Raw genomic sequence first — 17421 nt, 5'->3', positions numbered from 1 at the left:
GGAGAGATGATATTAGAAGCACGCAATATCACCAAGTATTTTCACGACCCGGTAGAAGTGAAGGTGTTAAGTGAAATCGGGTTGAAGATAAATAAGGGAGAATTCGCGACTATTACCGGCAAATCCGGTTGCGGAAAATCCACCCTTCTATACATTCTGTCTACGATGGATACCGACTATAACGGCGAGCTTTTCATCGATGGGGAGCCGATGAAGGGAAAAGGCGAAGCGGAACTGGCCCGTGTGCGCAATGGAAAAATTGGATTCGTATTCCAGTTTCACTATCTCCTCAATGAATTCAGCGTATTGGATAACGTCATGTTGCCCGGCCTCAAGCTGAATCAATATCCTCCGAAAGAAATAGCACAGCGGGCCATGCGTAAACTTGATATGCTGGGCATCGGGCAGCTGGCGCAACGCAAAGCCAGTCAATTGTCGGGAGGCGAAAAGCAGCGCGTAGCCATCGCCAGGGCAATGATAAACGACCCATGTATCATCATGGGTGACGAGCCTACAGGCAACCTTGACAAAAATAACGGGGAAATCGTTTTTAACCTTTTTCGCCGCCTGGCGGATGAATTTCAGCAAACCTTGCTGATTGTTACACATGACCAGAATTTGCCGCCCGTACAGACCGTGTTATTCAGATGGAAGATGGGAAAGTTGTGGATAGTTGCCCGGTCGTGTAACAATATGCCGCAGATCTTCATCAGAAAGTATTTCGGGAATCAGTTCCCGTTTCTGACGCAGCACTAATGTACGCTTATAAACAAGCCCCAAAAGGACCTGGCTTTTTGGGGCTTGTTTTTGACCTATTGTTCTAAAATCATTAGCTGCTCAATTGTCGCAAGCTCACCGGGCTGATATGTTGATCGGACATTTCGCCCCGAATATTGTGTGAGTTTATCAAGTAGCAGGTTGAATTTTTCCCAGTTAGTGGCTGGTGCGGCAGAGGACGCGTTCAAATCGCGTATGGCCGCTTTCACGGGCGCCCAGCCTATAAGGTTTTTAATCCTTAAAAGGGTGTACATCACGCCATTGTATCCAGAAGGTATACCTTTTTCTATTCCCCAGGGGCATAACTTCCTTCACCGTTAGTCTTATAAAACGCTTCCAGTTCCCTGCCTTTGTAAATGCGGTCCTGCTGTGTAGTGGCATTTAGCTTTTCTACCGCATAATACATCCTGAAGTTAGCAAACATCTCCTCGTGGAAGACCCACTGCGTGTTTGAGTTTTCAAGGATAAAATCATGGCCCAGTTCATGCATGATCCCGAACGACCACGTGCCGGAAGAAGCTATTGCCTGCAGTTCCTGTTTAATATACGGTTTGTACCATAAAATAGGATTACCTGCAACAGCCCAGCCGCCGGGATAATCTGCTACAGATGCTATCGTAATTATATTACCATTGTATGGATATCCACCCATCAGTTCGCCCATCTTTTCATAGGCCTGGTCAAGGTTCGTAACCCAGTTGCTGATTGCCCGCCTGGGAATACCTTCCACATCGGCTTCGTCCAATACTAACCGCAGGTGTTTGCCGGTTGCAGAGAATTTTTTTACTTCCACCAGGGAAATGTCATCAAACCACGCTTTCCCAAGTACTGCCCCTCCCCAGTAACCAAGTCTGCATGCGATGGTGATATTGGTTGATCCTGGCGGAATATCGACTTTGACCTCCTGCCAATCTGTGGTACCGGTGATAGTGGCACTTGCTGTCCGGTACCGTAAAGGCAAATATTCGCGCCTGTGCCATCCCGCACGTCCGCCGTTTTTATCCAGCCCTGTAGTTCGTAAAATTTCGAAGGGTCTAATGCGATGTCTTGTCCAATAGCAATGTCGTTCAGCACTCCATCGCCCGATTCCAGGCTTACGCCGCCAGTATTGTTCCTGCCGATATGCGCGCCCCATTCATAGATGGCCGAAGCGGGAAGGTATGCCAGTTTTAACCACGGCTCCACCGGAGCGGGATTGTCGAAATTGATGGACTTTTCGAAGCTGGGGTTTTTAATAACGGTAGCGGTGCCAGGATGGCCGTGCGGATCTTTCCAGTGTTCCCAGAAGTCATCCGGCACTTTTTTACAACTTCCCAAAGTACGGAAGTGATAATAATGCGAGTAGTTGTTGTGTTTTCATAAATGTATTTTTTTGGGGTAATTTGGTCTTGATGCAATGAGGTTTTGCCGTGGTTGGGGTAAGCCAGTCTAAAGTTGCTATGCGGCTGACGAAGATTCCCTGTAAAGGAACGGGAAAGTTGCGTACATGGCAATAATTGTCGTCAGGGGTGAGCCTGACCGGGGTTAGCTGGTACGATGATCTTCCAATGGGTTATTTATAAATGAAGGAAATATCTGAGATCGTGCTGGTTCAAGCTGTTAAGTTACTAGATCGCAAAGAAACAGTTTTTTTTCAGCCCCCAAGAATTTGACTTGATCCGCTGAAATCAACACGTTAAAGTAAGGCAAAATAAAAAAGGTTTATCATTGCTGATAAACCTTTGATGCGGACCGGACGGGACTCGAACCCGCGACCTCCGCCGTGACAGGGCGGCATTCTAACCGACTGAACTACCGATCCATTCCGTAATTCCGGGTTGCAAATATATGTACAATTCATTCAAAAAAACAAATCTTTGCATAAATTTAAAAATGCTTCCGCAAACGGCCTATCATAAAACGCGCATAGCACCCACGCCCAGTGGTTTTCTACACCTGGGAAATATTCTATCGTTTGCTATCACGGCCGATCTTGCACAACGTTGTGGCGCTATCACCCTGTTGCGTATCGATGATATGGACCGCGACAGGGCTGAGAAAAATACATCGATGATATTTTTGAAACGCTCCGGTTCCCGGAGATTCCCTGGGGCGAGGGGCCCCGGGACAGCGATGCATTCCTTGAACAATATTCACAACGGCATCGGCTCAACGTTTATAATGAAGTGCTGGGGCAATTACGGCCCTACTTATTTGCCTGCAACTGCTCCCGCGCGCAAATAGCCCGCGAAAGCACAAGCGGCGCTTATCCCGGCACCTGTCTTCATAAAAGTATCCCGTTGGATGCACCGGATGTAAGCTGGCGACTGAAAACGGACGATCGTCTCCTGAAGATGAAAACTTATGATCAGGGCCCGCTCGATATAGTACTGCCTGATGATATGCAATACTTTATTATTCGCAAGAGGGATGGTTTTCCGGCCTACCAATTGTCCTCGCTGGCAGATGATATGCTGTTCGGTGTCGATCTCATTGTACGTGGCCAGGATTTGTTCGGCTCCACGGCTGCCCAGTTATTCATCGCCTCGTTGCTTGCCGGCAGCAAGTTTGCAGATACCACATTTTATCATCACGCGTTGATTAACGCGGTAGATGGCGGTAAACTTTCGAAATCCGCCGGGGCTACATCTGTACAATATTTACGCGAAGAGGGAAAATCGGCCGCAGATATTTATGAAGCAGCGGCCCGAATGCTGGGGGCGAAACAGTGCGTTCGCAATTGGAAGGAGCTCGCAGCCTTATATCATCAACTTAAATAAAAACGACCGACCAGTGATAAACCGATCGGTCGTTAAAAATAGGATCAACTAACCTCCGTCGTATGCAGAACTGCCCGGCATATCAAAGTGGGAGAAGGGCGTCGTATAATACCTCCGCGGGATGCAAAGCCTCCCGACCGGTACCATCTTTGATCTGATGCCGGCAACTCGTTCCCGGAGCTGCTACAATCACATCCGCAGCCTGTTTCCGGACGGTTGGGAATAACACCAGCTCACCGATCTTCATAGAGGTTTCGTAATGGTCTTTGTCAAATCCAAAGGAGCCAGCCATGCCGCAACAGCCGGAATTGATCACCGTTGCTTCGTAGTTTGCGGGCCATGACAACACTTTTTGCGCATAATTTACCGACGACAACGCCTTCTGATGGCAATGTCCGTGAATGATCACCTTGCGCTCATCACTGCGAAAACGATTTTTCGGAATATGGCCATTGTCCATTTCGACGGCCATAAATTCTTCGAACAACATCACTTTTTTCGACAGCCGACGGGCCTTCTCTTTTTCTTCTCCCGATAATAAATCGATGTATTCATCGCGGAACGTGAGGATCGCAGAAGGCTCTATACCAATTAACGGATACGGATCATCGATAATGGACGAAAGCAGCGAGATGTTTTTCGCCGCAATGCTTTTGGCGCGTTTTACCAATCCTTTCGATAAGTGGGTGCGTCCGCTTTCAATATGTTCGGGGATGATCACCTCGTAGCCCAGCGCCGTCAGCAGCGCTATGCAACGCATACCGATCGTTACATCATTGTAGTTGGTGAATTCGTCACAAAAGAAATATACTTTGGAGGAGAAGGTTTTACCACTTTGCTGCCGCCTGAATTTGCGGTGCCACGACTGCAGGGTAAACTTGTGCATCAACGGTACTTCCCGCTCTTCGGCCATGTTCATCATGCCTTTGAGCATGCGTGAAATGGTTTTATTGCCGAACGCGAAATTGTATAATCCCGGGGCGATGCTCGCCAGTTTGTTCAGGGCCGGGAATTCACCGATCATGCGGGCTTTCAGTGGAGTGCCGTTAATGTCGTAGTACTGTTGCAGGTATTCGGCCTTCAATTTCGATACATCTACACTCGACGGGCATTCTGCTTTACAGCCTTTGCAGGAAAGGCAGAGGTCCATCGCATGCTCAATTTCATCGTGGTTAAAGGCCTGTGATGAGTTGTCGGCAGACAGGAACTGCCGCAATACGTTGGCGCGTGCCCGTGTAGTATCTTTTTCAAAGCGGGTCGCCATGTAACTCGGGCACATTGTTCCGCCCGCGAAATGGGTTTTGCGGCAATCGCCCGAACCAGAGCATTTTTCCGCGAGCGATAAAATGCCTCCCTGCTCTGAAAAATCGAAATGCGTTTTTACGCCTGGCCCCGCCGGTAACTTTTTGAAACGGAAGGAGGTGTCCATCGGCGGCGTATCCACGATTTTACCGGGGTTCATCAGTCGCGCGGGATCCCATATCAGTTTCATCTGCTTGCACAATTCATAGCATCTTTCGCCCAGCATAAACCCAATGAACTCGCCGCGCAGCCTGCCATCACCATGTTCGCCGCTGAGGGAGCCCTTGTATTTTTTTACAATCGCCGCCGTTTTTGCCAGGAGGGTACGGAATACAATTTTACCTTCATCACTTTTTAAGTTGATGATCGGCTCCACGTGCAGCTCGCCCGCTCCGGCATGCGCGTAGTACGAAGCTTTCAGGTTAAGGCCGGACAAGGTTTCCTGCAAATCCGCAATGTAATCGGGGAGATGCTCCGGCGCCACGGCGCAGTCCTCAATGAGGTTTACGGGTTGTGCATCACCTTTAATATTTCTTAGCAGGCCAAGACCGGCTTTTCTTAAATTCCAAGCTTTGTTGATCTCCGGGCCACGCAGCAGGGGATAAGCGTATCCGAGCTGTTTGTCCTTCAGTGCATCAATGAAGGTGCTGGTCTGCGCGATGAGCTCTGCCTCACTGTTACACATAAACTCCACCATCAATACCGCCGCCGGATCGCCTTCCACAAAAAAGCGGTTCTGTTGGTGTTCCGGGTGCTCTTTGGTGAAGTTCATGATCACGTCATCCACCAGCTCCGACGCAGTTACCGGCTGCTGTACCGCAATAAGGTTCGCCAGCAGCGATTCGCGCAGGGTACTGCAATGCACGCAAACAAGGCCGTTCACCTGCGGCGGCAGATCGAGCAATTTTAGTTTTGCTTCCGTGATAAATGCGAGAGTGCCTTCACTACCGGCAATTAAATGTGCCAGGTTGAAGTCATTGCTGCCGCCATACGGCTGTGTATCTGCCAACGCATCCAACGCATAGCCGGTATTGCGCCGCCGTACATTTTTCGCCGGGTAGCCATCGTGAATGGCCTGGCGGTTCGCATCGTCTGATAATATCTTGTGTATAGATTGATAGATGTGCCCCTCGAAATTCGTTTGCGCCCGTTTGCGGGCAAATTCACCATCGGAAAGCGGGGCAAATACGGCTTCTTCTCCATTCGTCAGCACCGCGTTCACGGATAATAAGTTATCGCGCGTAGCGCCCCATACCATAGAATGCAGGCCACAGGAGTTGTTGCCGATCATGCCGCCGATCATCGCGCGGTTGGAGGTAGACGTTTCCGGGCCGAAGAATAATTTATGCGGGAGTAATAGTTCATTCAGTACATCGCGTTCCATGCCCGGTTCCACGCGTACCCATTTTTCGGTTACGTTTACTTCGAGCAGCTGGTTCATGTAGCGGCTTACATCTACTACTAATCCTTCGCCCACCACCTGCCCAGCCAGTGAAGTGCCGGCTGTACGGGGAATCAACGGAATGTTATGTTGCTGGCTGGTTTTAATCAGCAGGCTGATATCATGTTTGTTTTTCGGCAAAGCCACGCCCAGCGGATGCTCCTGGTATACGGAGGCATCCGTGGCGTAAGCCATCAGTATAGTACGGTGTAGCGAATCGTTACTATCGTAGTAAAGATCGCCCGCCAGTTGTGCTTTTAATCCGGCAAATATGTTCGGTAGTTGCTCCTTATTCATGTCCAGTCTTTTTATCGCGCGCTCATGGCATTCATGGCGTTTTTTACCGAGCCATGTTGCAGTAACAGCGATTTAGCCTCCTCGTAATCTTTGATACCCGCTTTTTCCATTAGCATCCGGATGCCCCTGTCCACCAGTTTATCGTTGGTGAGTTGCATGTTGACCATCTTATTATCCTCCACACGTCCCAGCTGGATCATCAGTGAGGTTGATATCATATTCAATACCAGTTTCTGTGCGGTACCACTTTTCATGCGGGTACTGCCCGTTACGAATTCCGGCCCCACCACCACTTCAATAGGATACTCGGCTACTTCGCTCACGGGACTGCCCGGGTTACAGGAAATGCTGCCCGTCAGTACATTATTTTCCCTGCATGACTTCAGGGCGCCGATCACGTACGGTGTGGTACCGCTCGCCGCAATGCCTACCACCACATCTTTATCGTTAATATTCCATTGTTGCAGATCTCTCCAACCTTGCGCTGTATCGTCTTCCGCATTTTCCACCGCACGCCGGATAGCCTTGTCGCCGCCGGCAATCATACCGATCACCAGGTCGAACGGCACGCCGAACGTAGGTGGACATTCGGAAGCATCCAGATGCCGAGCCGCCCGCTGGTACCTGCACCCAGGTAAAACAGGCGGCCACCGGCCAGCATTCTGTCGGCCGCGGCGAGTACAAAGGCTTCAATCGCGGGAATGGCCTGCTTCACAGCGGCGGGAACGCCCGCGTCTTCATTGTTGATGTTGGTCAGCAGCTCGTTTACGCTCATCTGCTCCAGGTGGCGGTGGTTCGAGGTCTGCTCAGTCACCTTTATAAATTCTTTTTCATGTCCCCGTGTTTCAGTTTCCTTTTAATGAAATTGCCTCTTCTTTCCCGGATATTAACATCAACCCGAGGAAGGTAATCAAACCATTGATGAACAACAGTTCCAGCCCAATCTGGAAGTCGCCGAACAGTTGTTTCTGGTATTTATCCAACACAAAGCAAAGGATAGGCGCCACAACTACGATCACTGGCACCAGCTTGTCATTCACCACTCTTTTCGTCAGAATGCCGAAGGCAAACAGGCCAAGTAACGGACCATATGTATAGCCGGCGATTTTTAATATCAACCCGATCATGCTGGGATTGTTCATCCATTTAAACACCATTACGAACAGCAGGAAGAGTACTGCAAACGACAGATGTACGATTTGCCGTGTTGTTTTCTTTTGTTTCTCGCTGAGGTTCGGATTGCGTTGTATGCCTAAAATGTCAATACAGAAAGAAGAGGTAAGCGCAGTGATAGCACCGTCCGCACTGGGGAACAGGGCCGATATCAATGCAATGATAAAGATGATGGACACCGCACCCGGCATGTATTGCAGTGCAATGGTCGGAAACAGCGCATCGCCCTTGGCCTCAATGCCGCGTGCCTCCGCAAACAGGTGCAGCAAACCGCCGAGGAACAGGAACAACAGCACTACGCCCATAAAGATCACGGCGAAGGTCATCATGTTTTTCTGGGAATCCTTCAGGGTTTTTACACTGATGTTTTTCTGCATCATTTCCTGGTCCATGCCCGTCATCGTGATAGAAATAAAGGCGCCGGCCACGATTTGTTTTAAAAAGAAGAATTTACTGGATGGGTCTGTTACGAATATGTTTGAATAACCCTTTTCCGATAAGGCTTTTGCGCCCTCTACCAGGCTAAGGTCCAGGTTGTTGAGGATATACCATACGCACACCAGCAGCCCAATGAGCATACAGGCGGTTTGTAGTGTATCGGTCCATACGATGGTTTTCACACCGCCTTCAAAGGTGTACAGCAAAATCATCAGCAATATCACTAATGCGCCCACCCAGAAAGGCAGGTTAAAGTTTTGCAGGATCGTGGCATGCAGGATGTTTACCACCAGGTACAACCTGGCCGTGGCGCCCAGTATGCGCGATAATATAAAGAACGAAGCGCCGGCTTTATAAGATGCAAAGCCTAGCCGGTTCTGTAAATAGTTATAGATGGAAGTGAGATTCATGCGGTAATACACTGGCAGCAGCACATACGCCACTACGGCATACCCAATGAGGTTACCGATAATGATCTGGAAATAGGAAAAGGATTCGATGCCCACGGTACCCGGTACGCTTACGAACGTAACACCGCTGAGCGAGGTGCCGATCATGCCGAAGGCTACCAGCATCCAGTTTGATCCGCGGTTACCAATAAAAAAGGAATCGTTGTTTGCGTTGCGCGATGTAAACCAGGCGACAACCAGCAACAGGAGAAAGTAGACGATAACGAGCGAAAATAGCAGGACTGGTGACATAATTCGAATGTTGTTGTTTTAAGTTTAGCGCTTAGCCTGTAAATATAGCAGAATAAGGATTTTTTTATCGTTTCAATACAGCTTGATAAAATATGTCCAGCGCCAGCGGGCGAATGTTCACCTTGGCAGGACCGTAAGTTTTGCCGTCATCCGGGTACACCCGGTTGGTCAGGCATATGTAAATCAGTTCGTAACGCGGATCTACCCACAAATGTACCCGTGTAACCGCTGTGCCCGTAAGATACGTTGGATGCAAGCCCGCTGCTGCTGGGTAAGTTGGCGGCTACCTTCGCGAAACCCAGTCCACGACCGCTCACTTTCGATTGTGCCGATGTGAAGAGCGCTACGGTAGCCGGTTTGTAATATTGGGTACCACCATATGATCCCTTATTCAGTAACATCTGGTATAAAATTGCGAGATCGTTCGCGTTCGAAAATAACCCGGCATGTCCTTCCACCCCACCGGCCATGGCAGCTCCCGGATCATTTACGTATCCCTGCACCAGCATATTCCGGAACCAGTTGTCATTTTCGGTGGTAGGCACAATGCGATCAACCGGGAAACGGCGGCGGGGCAAAAAGCCCATTGTCTGCAGGCCCAGCCGGGCGTACAGTCCTTCCGACAAATGCGTTTGCAGCGGCTCGTGCGTGATGTTTTCCACCACTTCCTTCATCATATACATGCTCACATCGCTGTATACATATTTGCCGCGCGTGGTAACGGGCGATTGTAAAGTTACCGGCCACATCACATCTTCGAAATAGTTTTTGCGCAGGTAATAACCATCGGCCACCGCGGTAGGGTAGGCGGCGGAAGAATCTCGGCTCATGTCGCCCGGCTGCAGTTTTTCGTAAAATTTGATGTACGGCGTGTAGCCCGCTTCATGCAGCAGTGCCTCTTTTATTTTGATATCTTGTTTGTCTTTGATGCTGCGTGTCGCGGCCACGTATTTGCTGATCGGGTCGTTGAGGCGCAGGCTGCCTTTGTCGTATAACTCCATTACCACCTGTGTGGTAGCGCTCACTTTGGTCACCGACGCCAGGTCGAATATATCATCTGTCCTTACGGGTCGTGCATCGTTTTTATAAGTGTGATGGCCATAGGCTTTATGGAAAATCACCTGCCCGTTTTTTACGAGCAGCACAACTGCGCCCGGCGCCGAATGAGCAGCGATGCCCGCGTTCACTACTGAGTCGATGCGGTTTAGCGCTGTGCTGTTCAGTCCAACCGCTTCGGGTGTGCTGTAACCCAGTCTTGTTTTTTTGTGTTGATGCCGGCGCCCTTTGCGAAATGACCTTCTGCAGCGGTAAGGCGCCCGGTCGCCGCAATGCCGCCATAGATCAATTGTGCGGCAGCGGCGGCGGTAGTCGTGTTGTTTTCCTGGTGCCAGATCACCGGCGTTTGCAGGTCCGGCAGTGCGGACAGGCTCGCGCCGTTTAACGAGATAACGGTCTGGCGGTTGCTGTTCATATCTTTCAGAAAGCCCGCCAGCGTTGGGGTAATATTAGTATGGATGCGGATCACCAGCAGGTTGAAAAACTTCAGCTGGTCATATAACTCCGGGGTAATCGAGTCAACATAAAAGAGGTAATGGGTTGATATTTTTGCGCAATACTGTCAAAAACGGCCGCCTGTTCGTCTCCGAAATGCAGCACCGCTGTCCGCACATCGCGCAGCTCGCCCAGGGGCAATTGCTGGTTGGGATTGCGCAACAATACAGTTTCCGCCTTTTGCGCAGGCGCAACGTGGAAAGCCAATAGTAACAGTATGGTCAGGTATCGCTTCATCTTACTGTAATAACCCCGGCAGCTTTCGCTACCGGGAGCCCGTTGTGTTAAATAGCCGGATCGGCAGGTGTATTCGTGTTATTGAGTCGTTCCTGGTCTGGGTAAGGATAGAAATTCCTGTTCCTTTCAAAAGTTACAGGCACCGGGTTTACATTGGTCGGCGGTTGCGGACGGCCAAAACGGCGGCTGTCCTCGAGGCGCAGTCCCTGCATAAACAGTTCGGCACTGCGCTGCTTGTAAACTTCGGTCAGTAACGCATCGGGGGTCAAAGGCCCGGTATAGGCCGGCAATCCCGGGTACACATTGAACGGATCGCCACTTGTCTGCGTACGCACCGCGTCGATATGCGTTTTAGCAGTATTCAGGTCGCCGCCGCTGCGGATGATCGCTTCTGCTTTTAACAGGCGCACCTCATCGGGCATGTATACCGGGATAGATTTATCCAAAGCGTCAAAAAATCCCTTCACTGTTTTTAATGTTTCGCCGCCTACTACCACATCGGGCGTAGCCAGGTAAAACGCCAGCCTGCCATCGTTTGCCTCATATAAACCGGCCGGCAAGCCAAAATTGGCGCGGGGTTTAAAGTTAGCAGACAGTATGATCTGTGTGTAGATCGGGTTTTGGCTGTTTACGTTATAGTCAAAAGTAGATTTGGTGGCCAGGTTTACCAGGTTGGCTGCCGCCAGCGATTGCGGGTAGCGGCCCAGCATCATATTGATACGCGCCCGGTAAGCATTGATGCAATCAAGCAATATAAAGTTGCTGCCCAGTACACGTGAGTTGAATTCTGCAGAAGGCGGATTCGCAGCAAGCGCCGTCGCAGCATCATCCAGCAGTGTGATGGCCTGTTCCAGCGCCACCGTTCTTGTTACAAAAGGCATATTGCCACTCACGGAAGTCGTTGTCGGAAACTGTTCGTAAGCCGTTGCCAACCCGGAAATGGTCATCGCTTTGAACAGTGAGCCAAACGCCACCAGCCCGGTTTGCGTAGGCAAATCATCGGCTACCACCTGTTTCGAGTGCGTGATCAGGTTATCGGCCATACCCATTGCGCGCAGCATGGCGGTCCACAGGTTTAATATGTTTGCATTAAAAGTGGGCAGCGAGGTGCCGCCGGCTTCCAGTTCCGGGACATTGGTAAAGGTAGAAACGCCTTTCAATTCGCGGGTGGTAACGCCCGGGCCGTTAATGAGGTTTTGCATGCAGCCTTGTGAATAGAACTGCTTCAACCCGACAGCCAGCGTAAACATGCCTTCGCGGCTGGTGATGATCTGGTCTTCAGTTGGACCGTTCGGGTTGCCGTAATCGAGTTTACAGCTGCCTGCGCTGAGCACGGCGGCGGTAATACCTATATATATAGCTAACTTTTTCATGTTTTTGCGTTTAATCGTTCCGGTTAGAAATTCACATTAAGGCCAATCTGGAAAGTTTTTGGCAGTGGTACTTCCACGAAGTCGAAACCTCTCACCGCGTTGTCCTGTCCCGCCGCATTGATCTCAGGATCGAAGCCGCTGTAATTGTCGATGGAAATCAGGTTTCGGCCGGAAAGTACCACCCGCAGGTTTTTGAGCCTGCCCGCTTGCGGCGTTACCTGGTAGGACAGGGAGAGTTCGCGCAGTTTTACAAAGTCGCCTTTTTCTATCCAGTTTTCGAAGATGGAGAACAGGGCTGCGCTGGTACCTTTAGGCACTTCACCTTTCAGTTCTGCTTCGTAGCCTTTCAGTCCGCCGTAGTTGGCGTTGTCGCCTACACGTTTGGTGAAGTTGAATACATCGAAGCCGAGCATGCCATCCCACTGCATCCGCAGGTTGAATTTCTTATAGCTGAGATCATTGATCCGAGGATACGATATGTTTCGGGTTGGGATCACCAATCACTTTACTGAGGATGGTGCCGCTGGGCTGCCCGTTTGCATCGCGCTGCGCGGTGTAAGTGCCATTAGGGCCTTGTGTACCACGCTCTCTTTGCGGCAGGCCGCCGGCGGTCAGCAACAGTGAGCCATCTGCATTACGTGCATAAAAGGTGCTGTAGAAAGCGCCGAGCGGATATCCGTTCACGGCAGCCACCTGGCCAAACCCACCCGCGAAAGGCAGGATGCCATTGCCTTCCACGCCATTGATCACGTTTTTGTTATGTGTATAGCCAACAGTGGTGATCCAGGTGAAGTCTTTGCTTTGTACCGGAACGCCTTTCACCATCAGTTCAATACCTTTATTCGTCATCACGCCCACGTTCTGGAAACGGTTGTTGAAAGACGTGCTGGGCGCCAGTGTACGATTCAGGATCATGTCCTTGATGTCTTTGTTGTAGTAGCTGAACTCAATGCTCAAACGATCTTTGAACATCGAGATGTCTGTTCCCACTTCAAATTCACGTTGTCTTTCCGGTTGAATGGTCGTATTACCCAATTGCGCGCTGGAAATATAGCCGATTACACCACTGTAGTTTACAGGGTTGTATAAGGTGTAACGATCATAAGCGCCAATCGCGGTCAGGTTACCTGATTCGCCCCAGGCAGCACGGATTTTCACGGAAGGGATGATATCACTCAGTTTGGAGTCGCGCCAGAAGTCTTCTTCAGAAAGCAAATAAGAACCGCTCACTTTCGGGTAGAACTGCCAGCGGTTGTCTACGCCATAAACCGATGAAGCATCCAGCCTGGCAGCGCCAGTCAGGTAAAGTTTATCAAACAGGCCGATGGTTTCCTGCAGGTAGCCGCCCATGATAGAACGTTCGGAGCGATTCTCTGTAACTGTAGCAGTACCGTTATTTACTGTTTCGCCGAAGGAGCCCAGTTGCTGCGCTTTCGCCACCATCGTGTTCTGTCGGTCGTATTGCATCGTACCACCTAAACCAGTAGTAGATTCCAGCCAGCTGTTGATTTGCTTCCGATAGCTCATCGTCAGGTCGTTATTGGTCTGCAGCACCATAGCGTTTGCCGTTTGTGACAAACCGCCATTGTAAGTGGGTGTCGTGTTCCGTGGCGGAATGTATGCGGTAGATAATTGGCTGTAGTTGTCCGGCCAAAAACATAGTCAATATTCAACCCTTCAATAGGTTTCGCATTTAATTGCACGTTACCGATAAAGCGGTTTACTTTCTGTTTGAACTTAAACCGGTCGATCGCCTCCAGCGGATTCGTTCTCAGCAAAATGGCCGTGGGAGCGAGCGATGGGTAAATGCCCGACACCGGGTTTTTATACGGGCTCACGTAGTTGTTCGCAAAAATAAAACCGGTCAGCGCGCCGTATGCTTCGGTGATACCACCATTGGGAATCTCGTTACTGCCGCTCAGCGTATAGTTGGCGCCGGCGCTCAGGGTAAATATTTTTCCTATTTTTTGTGAAACGTTTACCCGTAAACCGTTGCGGTTAAAGTTGGTGTTTTTGATGATCCCTTCATTGTAAAAATTAGAAAGGCCCACATAGTATTTAGTGGTTTCGGTACCGCCGGCAACAGATAAGGAATTGTCGGTGCCGATCCCGGTATGGAAAATATCGTCCTGTAGTCGTACCGCTGTACCGCCGTTTTGCTCGTATCCGTTACGGTCGCATTGTTAAAGCGGAACGGGTATTCGTTGTATTCGAGTTTTTGCGGATGCTGTTGGTGCGGAACGATGTATTAAAGGAAATCTGCGGCGCGCCGGTTTTCCCTTTTTTTCGTGAAGATCTGCACGACGCCGTTACTTGCGCGCGACCCGTAAATCGCCGATGCTGCGGCGCCCTTGATTACTTCGATGCGGTCAATGTCTGCCGGGTTCAGGTCTACCAACCTGTTTTGCGTGTAACCACCTAAGTCGATCAGTTGTTTGGAGTCATTGTTCACGATCACGCCATCCACGATGTACAGCGGATCGGAGCTGCCCACGATCGAACTGGGGCCGCGCAGCCGGACAGAAATGCCGCCCGCCGGGTTCGGAGTTCTGGCTGATGGTGGCGCCCGCCACCTTACCCTGCAATGCACCGTCGATGCCCGTTGCCACACTGTTCTGAATGTCTTTCGACGAAACGGTGGAGATGGCGTTTGTAAGTTTCTTTTTTGAAGTGGCAACAACGTTACCGGTAACGACTACTTCGTCGAGCCCCAGAATGTCTTCTTCCAATTGCGTATCCGGGGTGAATGTTTTCGTGGCGCCGACTTCAATTTTTTTCTCTACGGGTTTGTATCCCGTACTCGTAAAAATTACCACATAACTGCCATCCTTTAGGTTGGTATTGATTTCGTACCTGCCATTTACGTCCGTAAATGCGCCGGTGGTGGTATTGCGCACCTGCACTGCAATGGTAGGTAGTCCCTTCCCATCCGTGCCCGTTACGGTGCCGGAAATCCGAACTTGTGCGTAGGTAAACAGGGATGCCAGTTGCAAGACCAGCGCAGGAAAAAAGAATTTTCCCTTTAGCCGCCCGGACAATAAAGATGTTCTCATAAACCCAGTTTTTAATGTGAAGAAATGGATCGGTTGGTGCTGCTCACTTGTTCATATATACTTCAGATTACTTCGATGCCCGCAGTGTGGTATGGCTGCAGGAGTTCATCGCCCGGGTCTAACTCGGTAACCAGGGTTTGAATGTTGGAAATGCCGCATACTTTGATACGTTGCGCGGTGTTTAGCTTTTCACTGATAGATAGGGAAGCCACGCGGTCCGACGATTCAACCATCGCCTTTTTTACCTCTACCACTTCCCAGTCATTATCGGTGATGCCGTGTTTAGTGTCTATTGCATTCGTGCCCGTGAAACAGAGGTCTGCCCTGATGCCCTGTATTCTCGAAACCACACTTCCGCCGATAGAAATCTGCGAATTTTTCGAAATTTTATCTCCTATAAATATGACTTCAATATTCGGATGGTGAATGTATTCATAAGCGGCCGGCAAGCTCACGGTGATAAAGGTCGCGGTAAGTTCCGGTGGTAAAGATTTTGCCAGTTCTATGATCGTGGTGCCGCCGGAAGTGAGGATGAACATGCCATCTTTTATCAACCTGCAGGCCTTTGTAGCAATACGTTTTTTACTATCCAGTGCATATACATGGTCTGATGCTATGGAAAGGTGGAATGACTTTGATAATGCACCTCCATGGGCTTTGATCAGTTTTCCAAGCTTCGCCATCTCGTTCAGGTCACGCCGGATCGTGTCTTCCGAAACGCCCATCTGCTGACTCAGATCAACAGAAAGTACCTTGTTATGCAGGTTTACCTGGTGTAAAATGAATGACTGCCGCTCCTTTTTAAGCATAAGCGAATCTGATTTTGGCTCTCTTACAAACTTACTTTATTTTTCATAAAAACGCAAAAAGTGCATATTTTTACTTCAATACCTGTAGAAAGCTGCAAATATTCTTCCTCCCAACGTTAAAACATGCAATATGAATAAACAGATCGCTCAGCTCTATCACATCGCCGGAAAAAGTGAAAGGTTTATCATTGGGTTGATGTCGGGAACTTCTGTAGACGGACTTGATGTAGCGCTATGCCGCTTCGTGGGAACGGGAATGGATACGCAAACCGAACTGCTTGATTTTGAAACGGTGTCGTATGGTGAGGACTATAAAAACGAGATCGCTTCTGTCTTCTCCAAAAAGCAGGTCGATCTTGAAAAGCTAACCTTGCTCAATGGCTGGGTGGCACAGCAGCACGCGGCTATTATATTACAGTGCCTGCGAAAATGGAACCGGCAGCCTGCGGAAATTGACCTGGTGGCGAGCCACGGACAAACGATTTTTCACGCGCCCAAAAGTTTGCACAAACAAGCAAAATTCGGCAACGCTACCTTGCAGATTGGCGATGGAGATCATATGGCGGGCAGTACCGGCATCATTACCCTAAGCGATTTCCGGCAAAAACATATTGCAGCTGGTGGCGAAGGCGCGCCGCTGGCAGCTTACGGGGACTACCTCATCTTCTCAAAAAAGATGAAAACAGGATTATGCTGAACATTGGCGGTATTGCCAACTTTACGTTCCTGCCTGGCAGTCTTGATGCGGATGCGGTATTTTGCAGCGATACCGGTACCGGCAACACGCTCATGGACGCCTACATGCGCAAGCATTTTCAATTATATTTTGATGAAAATGCCGCAGTAGCCATGGGAGGTATTGTTCATCGGGCATTGCTCGCCGCACTCAAAAACAACGCGTTCTTTCAACAGCCGTTCCCCAAAACCACCGGCCCGGAGTTATTTAATACCGCCTATCTGGAAAATGCCCTGCAAACCGCTAACGCCGGGAATTTATCACATGCGGATGTAATGGCCACCCTCAACCGATTCTCCGCCGAAACGATTGCTGAAGCCATAAAAGCAGTAACCGATGAGGGTAAAGGGTTCCATTTCTACGTAAGCGGCGGTGGGATGCACAACCCTTTACTGATGCGCAACCTGGCCGAGTTACTGCCCGGCTGTACTTTCAAAAGCACTAAAGAACTGCATATCAACCCCGACGCTAAAGAAGCGGTTTTGTTTGCCGTGCTGGCCAATGAAGCCATCTGCGGTGGCTCCGTTAACTTCGGTAAAGGCCGCAATGGCATCCCGAACGTGTCGATGGGCAAAATCAGTTTCCCGGGATAAATACTTAAACTATCACCATTTTTCGGTCGCTGCCAGTCTAGTTTTGTATCAACAAAAAAGAAAAAAGATGGCATTAAATAAGATTGCACTCGTAACCGGCGCCAGCCGGGGATTAGGAAAGAAATGGCGCTCAGTCTCGCCAACAACGGGTTGGATGTAGTGATTACTTACAACAGCAAAA

19 protein-coding genes, 1 tRNA gene and 1 pseudogene are annotated in these 17421 nt (G+C 49.8%); 4 read left to right on the top strand and 17 right to left on the bottom strand.

Annotated elements, in window-relative coordinates; translation table 11 throughout:
• Positions 1-6: 6 nt before the first annotated feature.
• Positions 7-756: an ABC transporter ATP-binding protein gene (locus MKQ70_RS19825; protein WP_248073732.1), complete on the top strand. Its 750-nt coding sequence runs from the start codon at positions 7-9 to the stop codon at positions 754-756.
• Positions 757-1063: 307 nt separating this feature from the next.
• Here the strand turns inward: MKQ70_RS19825 and MKQ70_RS19820 are convergent, their stop codons facing one another.
• The 3 genes from MKQ70_RS19820 to MKQ70_RS19810 form a co-directional block, all read right to left on the bottom strand.
• The gene (locus MKQ70_RS19820) at positions 1064-1570 is read right to left on the bottom strand and encodes a M60 family metallopeptidase (protein WP_248073729.1); all 507 of its coding nucleotides are present in this window, start codon (positions 1568-1570) and stop codon (positions 1064-1066) included.
• Positions 1561-2076 (bottom strand): hypothetical protein, encoded by a 516-nt coding sequence (locus tag MKQ70_RS19815; protein ID WP_248073726.1) that lies wholly within the window; start codon positions 2074-2076, stop codon positions 1561-1563. The genes MKQ70_RS19820 and MKQ70_RS19815 overlap by 10 nt, the downstream gene beginning before the upstream one ends.
• Positions 2077-2504: 428 nt before the next feature.
• Positions 2505-2578: transfer RNA gene (locus tag MKQ70_RS19810), tRNA-Asp, on the bottom strand.
• Between the two features lie 26 nt (positions 2579-2604).
• On the opposite strand from MKQ70_RS19810, the gene MKQ70_RS42440 reads away from it, so the two are divergent.
• Positions 2605-3000: a glutamate--tRNA ligase family protein gene (locus tag MKQ70_RS42440; protein WP_372490001.1), complete on the top strand. Its 396-nt coding sequence runs from the start codon at positions 2605-2607 to the stop codon at positions 2998-3000.
• The gene (locus MKQ70_RS19805) at positions 2943-3536 is read left to right on the top strand and encodes a glutamate--tRNA ligase family protein (RefSeq protein ID WP_248073724.1); all 594 of its coding nucleotides are present in this window, start codon (positions 2943-2945) and stop codon (positions 3534-3536) included. The genes MKQ70_RS42440 and MKQ70_RS19805 overlap by 58 nt, the downstream gene beginning before the upstream one ends.
• Before the next feature lie 82 nt (positions 3537-3618).
• On the opposite strand, the gene MKQ70_RS19800 is transcribed toward MKQ70_RS19805, so the two are convergent.
• From MKQ70_RS19800 to MKQ70_RS19735, 14 genes are all read right to left on the bottom strand, one after another.
• The gene (locus tag MKQ70_RS19800; protein WP_248073721.1) at positions 3619-6576 is read right to left on the bottom strand and encodes an FAD-binding and (Fe-S)-binding domain-containing protein; all 2958 of its coding nucleotides are present in this window, start codon (positions 6574-6576) and stop codon (positions 3619-3621) included.
• Positions 6577-6587: 11 nt separating this feature from the next.
• Positions 6588-7145 (bottom strand): N-acetylmuramic acid 6-phosphate etherase, encoded by a 558-nt coding sequence (locus tag MKQ70_RS19795; RefSeq protein ID WP_248073719.1) that lies wholly within the window; start codon positions 7143-7145, stop codon positions 6588-6590.
• The gene (locus MKQ70_RS19790) at positions 7127-7390 is read right to left on the bottom strand and encodes an N-acetylmuramic acid 6-phosphate etherase family protein (RefSeq protein WP_248073717.1); all 264 of its coding nucleotides are present in this window, start codon (positions 7388-7390) and stop codon (positions 7127-7129) included. Before MKQ70_RS19790 ends, MKQ70_RS19795 begins: the two co-directional genes overlap by 19 nt.
• Positions 7391-7421: 31 nt before the next feature.
• The gene (locus tag MKQ70_RS19785) at positions 7422-8888 is read right to left on the bottom strand and encodes a sodium:solute symporter (RefSeq protein ID WP_248073715.1); all 1467 of its coding nucleotides are present in this window, start codon (positions 8886-8888) and stop codon (positions 7422-7424) included.
• A 146-nt stretch (positions 8889-9034) separates the two neighbouring features.
• A complete protein-coding gene (locus MKQ70_RS19780) occupies positions 9035-10075 on the bottom strand; it encodes a serine hydrolase domain-containing protein (RefSeq protein ID WP_248073713.1) in 1041 nt (346 codons plus the stop codon).
• Positions 10076-10107: 32 nt separating this feature from the next.
• A complete protein-coding gene (locus tag MKQ70_RS19775; RefSeq protein WP_248073711.1) occupies positions 10108-10413 on the bottom strand; it encodes a hypothetical protein in 306 nt (101 codons plus the stop codon).
• A 17-nt stretch (positions 10414-10430) separates the two neighbouring features.
• Positions 10431-10676 (bottom strand): hypothetical protein, encoded by a 246-nt coding sequence (locus tag MKQ70_RS19770; RefSeq protein WP_248073708.1) that lies wholly within the window; start codon positions 10674-10676, stop codon positions 10431-10433.
• 47 nt (positions 10677-10723) lie between these two features.
• Complete coding sequence (locus MKQ70_RS19765; protein WP_248073705.1) at positions 10724-12049, bottom strand: RagB/SusD family nutrient uptake outer membrane protein; 1326 nt, start codon at positions 12047-12049, stop codon at positions 10724-10726.
• Positions 12050-12072: 23 nt separating this feature from the next.
• Positions 12073-12477 (bottom strand): hypothetical protein, encoded by a 405-nt coding sequence (locus tag MKQ70_RS19760; RefSeq protein WP_248073703.1) that lies wholly within the window; start codon positions 12475-12477, stop codon positions 12073-12075.
• A gap of 28 nt (positions 12478-12505) precedes the next feature.
• Positions 12506-13666 carry a TonB-dependent receptor domain-containing protein gene (locus MKQ70_RS19755; RefSeq protein ID WP_248081499.1) on the bottom strand — a complete coding sequence of 387 codons (1161 nt, stop codon included), beginning with the start codon at positions 13664-13666 and terminating at the stop codon, positions 12506-12508.
• Positions 13579-14100, bottom strand: coding sequence for a hypothetical protein (locus MKQ70_RS19750; RefSeq protein ID WP_248073699.1), 522 nt, complete (start codon positions 14098-14100; stop codon positions 13579-13581). The genes MKQ70_RS19755 and MKQ70_RS19750 overlap by 88 nt, the downstream gene beginning before the upstream one ends.
• Before the next feature lie 197 nt (positions 14101-14297).
• On the bottom strand, positions 14298-14543 hold the full coding sequence (locus MKQ70_RS19745) for a TonB-dependent receptor plug domain-containing protein (RefSeq protein WP_248073696.1): 246 nt from the start codon (positions 14541-14543) through the stop codon (positions 14298-14300).
• On the bottom strand, positions 14491-15102 hold the full coding sequence (locus tag MKQ70_RS19740) for a carboxypeptidase-like regulatory domain-containing protein (RefSeq protein ID WP_248073693.1): 612 nt from the start codon (positions 15100-15102) through the stop codon (positions 14491-14493). The genes MKQ70_RS19745 and MKQ70_RS19740 overlap by 53 nt, the downstream gene beginning before the upstream one ends.
• Before the next feature lie 62 nt (positions 15103-15164).
• Positions 15165-15911 (bottom strand): DeoR/GlpR family DNA-binding transcription regulator, encoded by a 747-nt coding sequence (locus tag MKQ70_RS19735; protein WP_248073691.1) that lies wholly within the window; start codon positions 15909-15911, stop codon positions 15165-15167.
• Between the two features lie 130 nt (positions 15912-16041).
• Here MKQ70_RS19735 and MKQ70_RS42435 point away from each other — a divergent pair.
• Positions 16042-17240, top strand: a pseudogene (locus tag MKQ70_RS42435) (anhydro-N-acetylmuramic acid kinase).
• Positions 17241-17421: the final 181 nt, after the last annotated feature.

Origin of the sequence: Chitinophaga sedimenti (assembly GCF_023156195.1) — a bacterium.
GTDB lineage: Bacteria > Bacteroidota > Bacteroidia > Chitinophagales > Chitinophagaceae > Chitinophaga > Chitinophaga sedimenti.
This window is presented reverse-complemented; position numbering and strand designations above follow the sequence as displayed.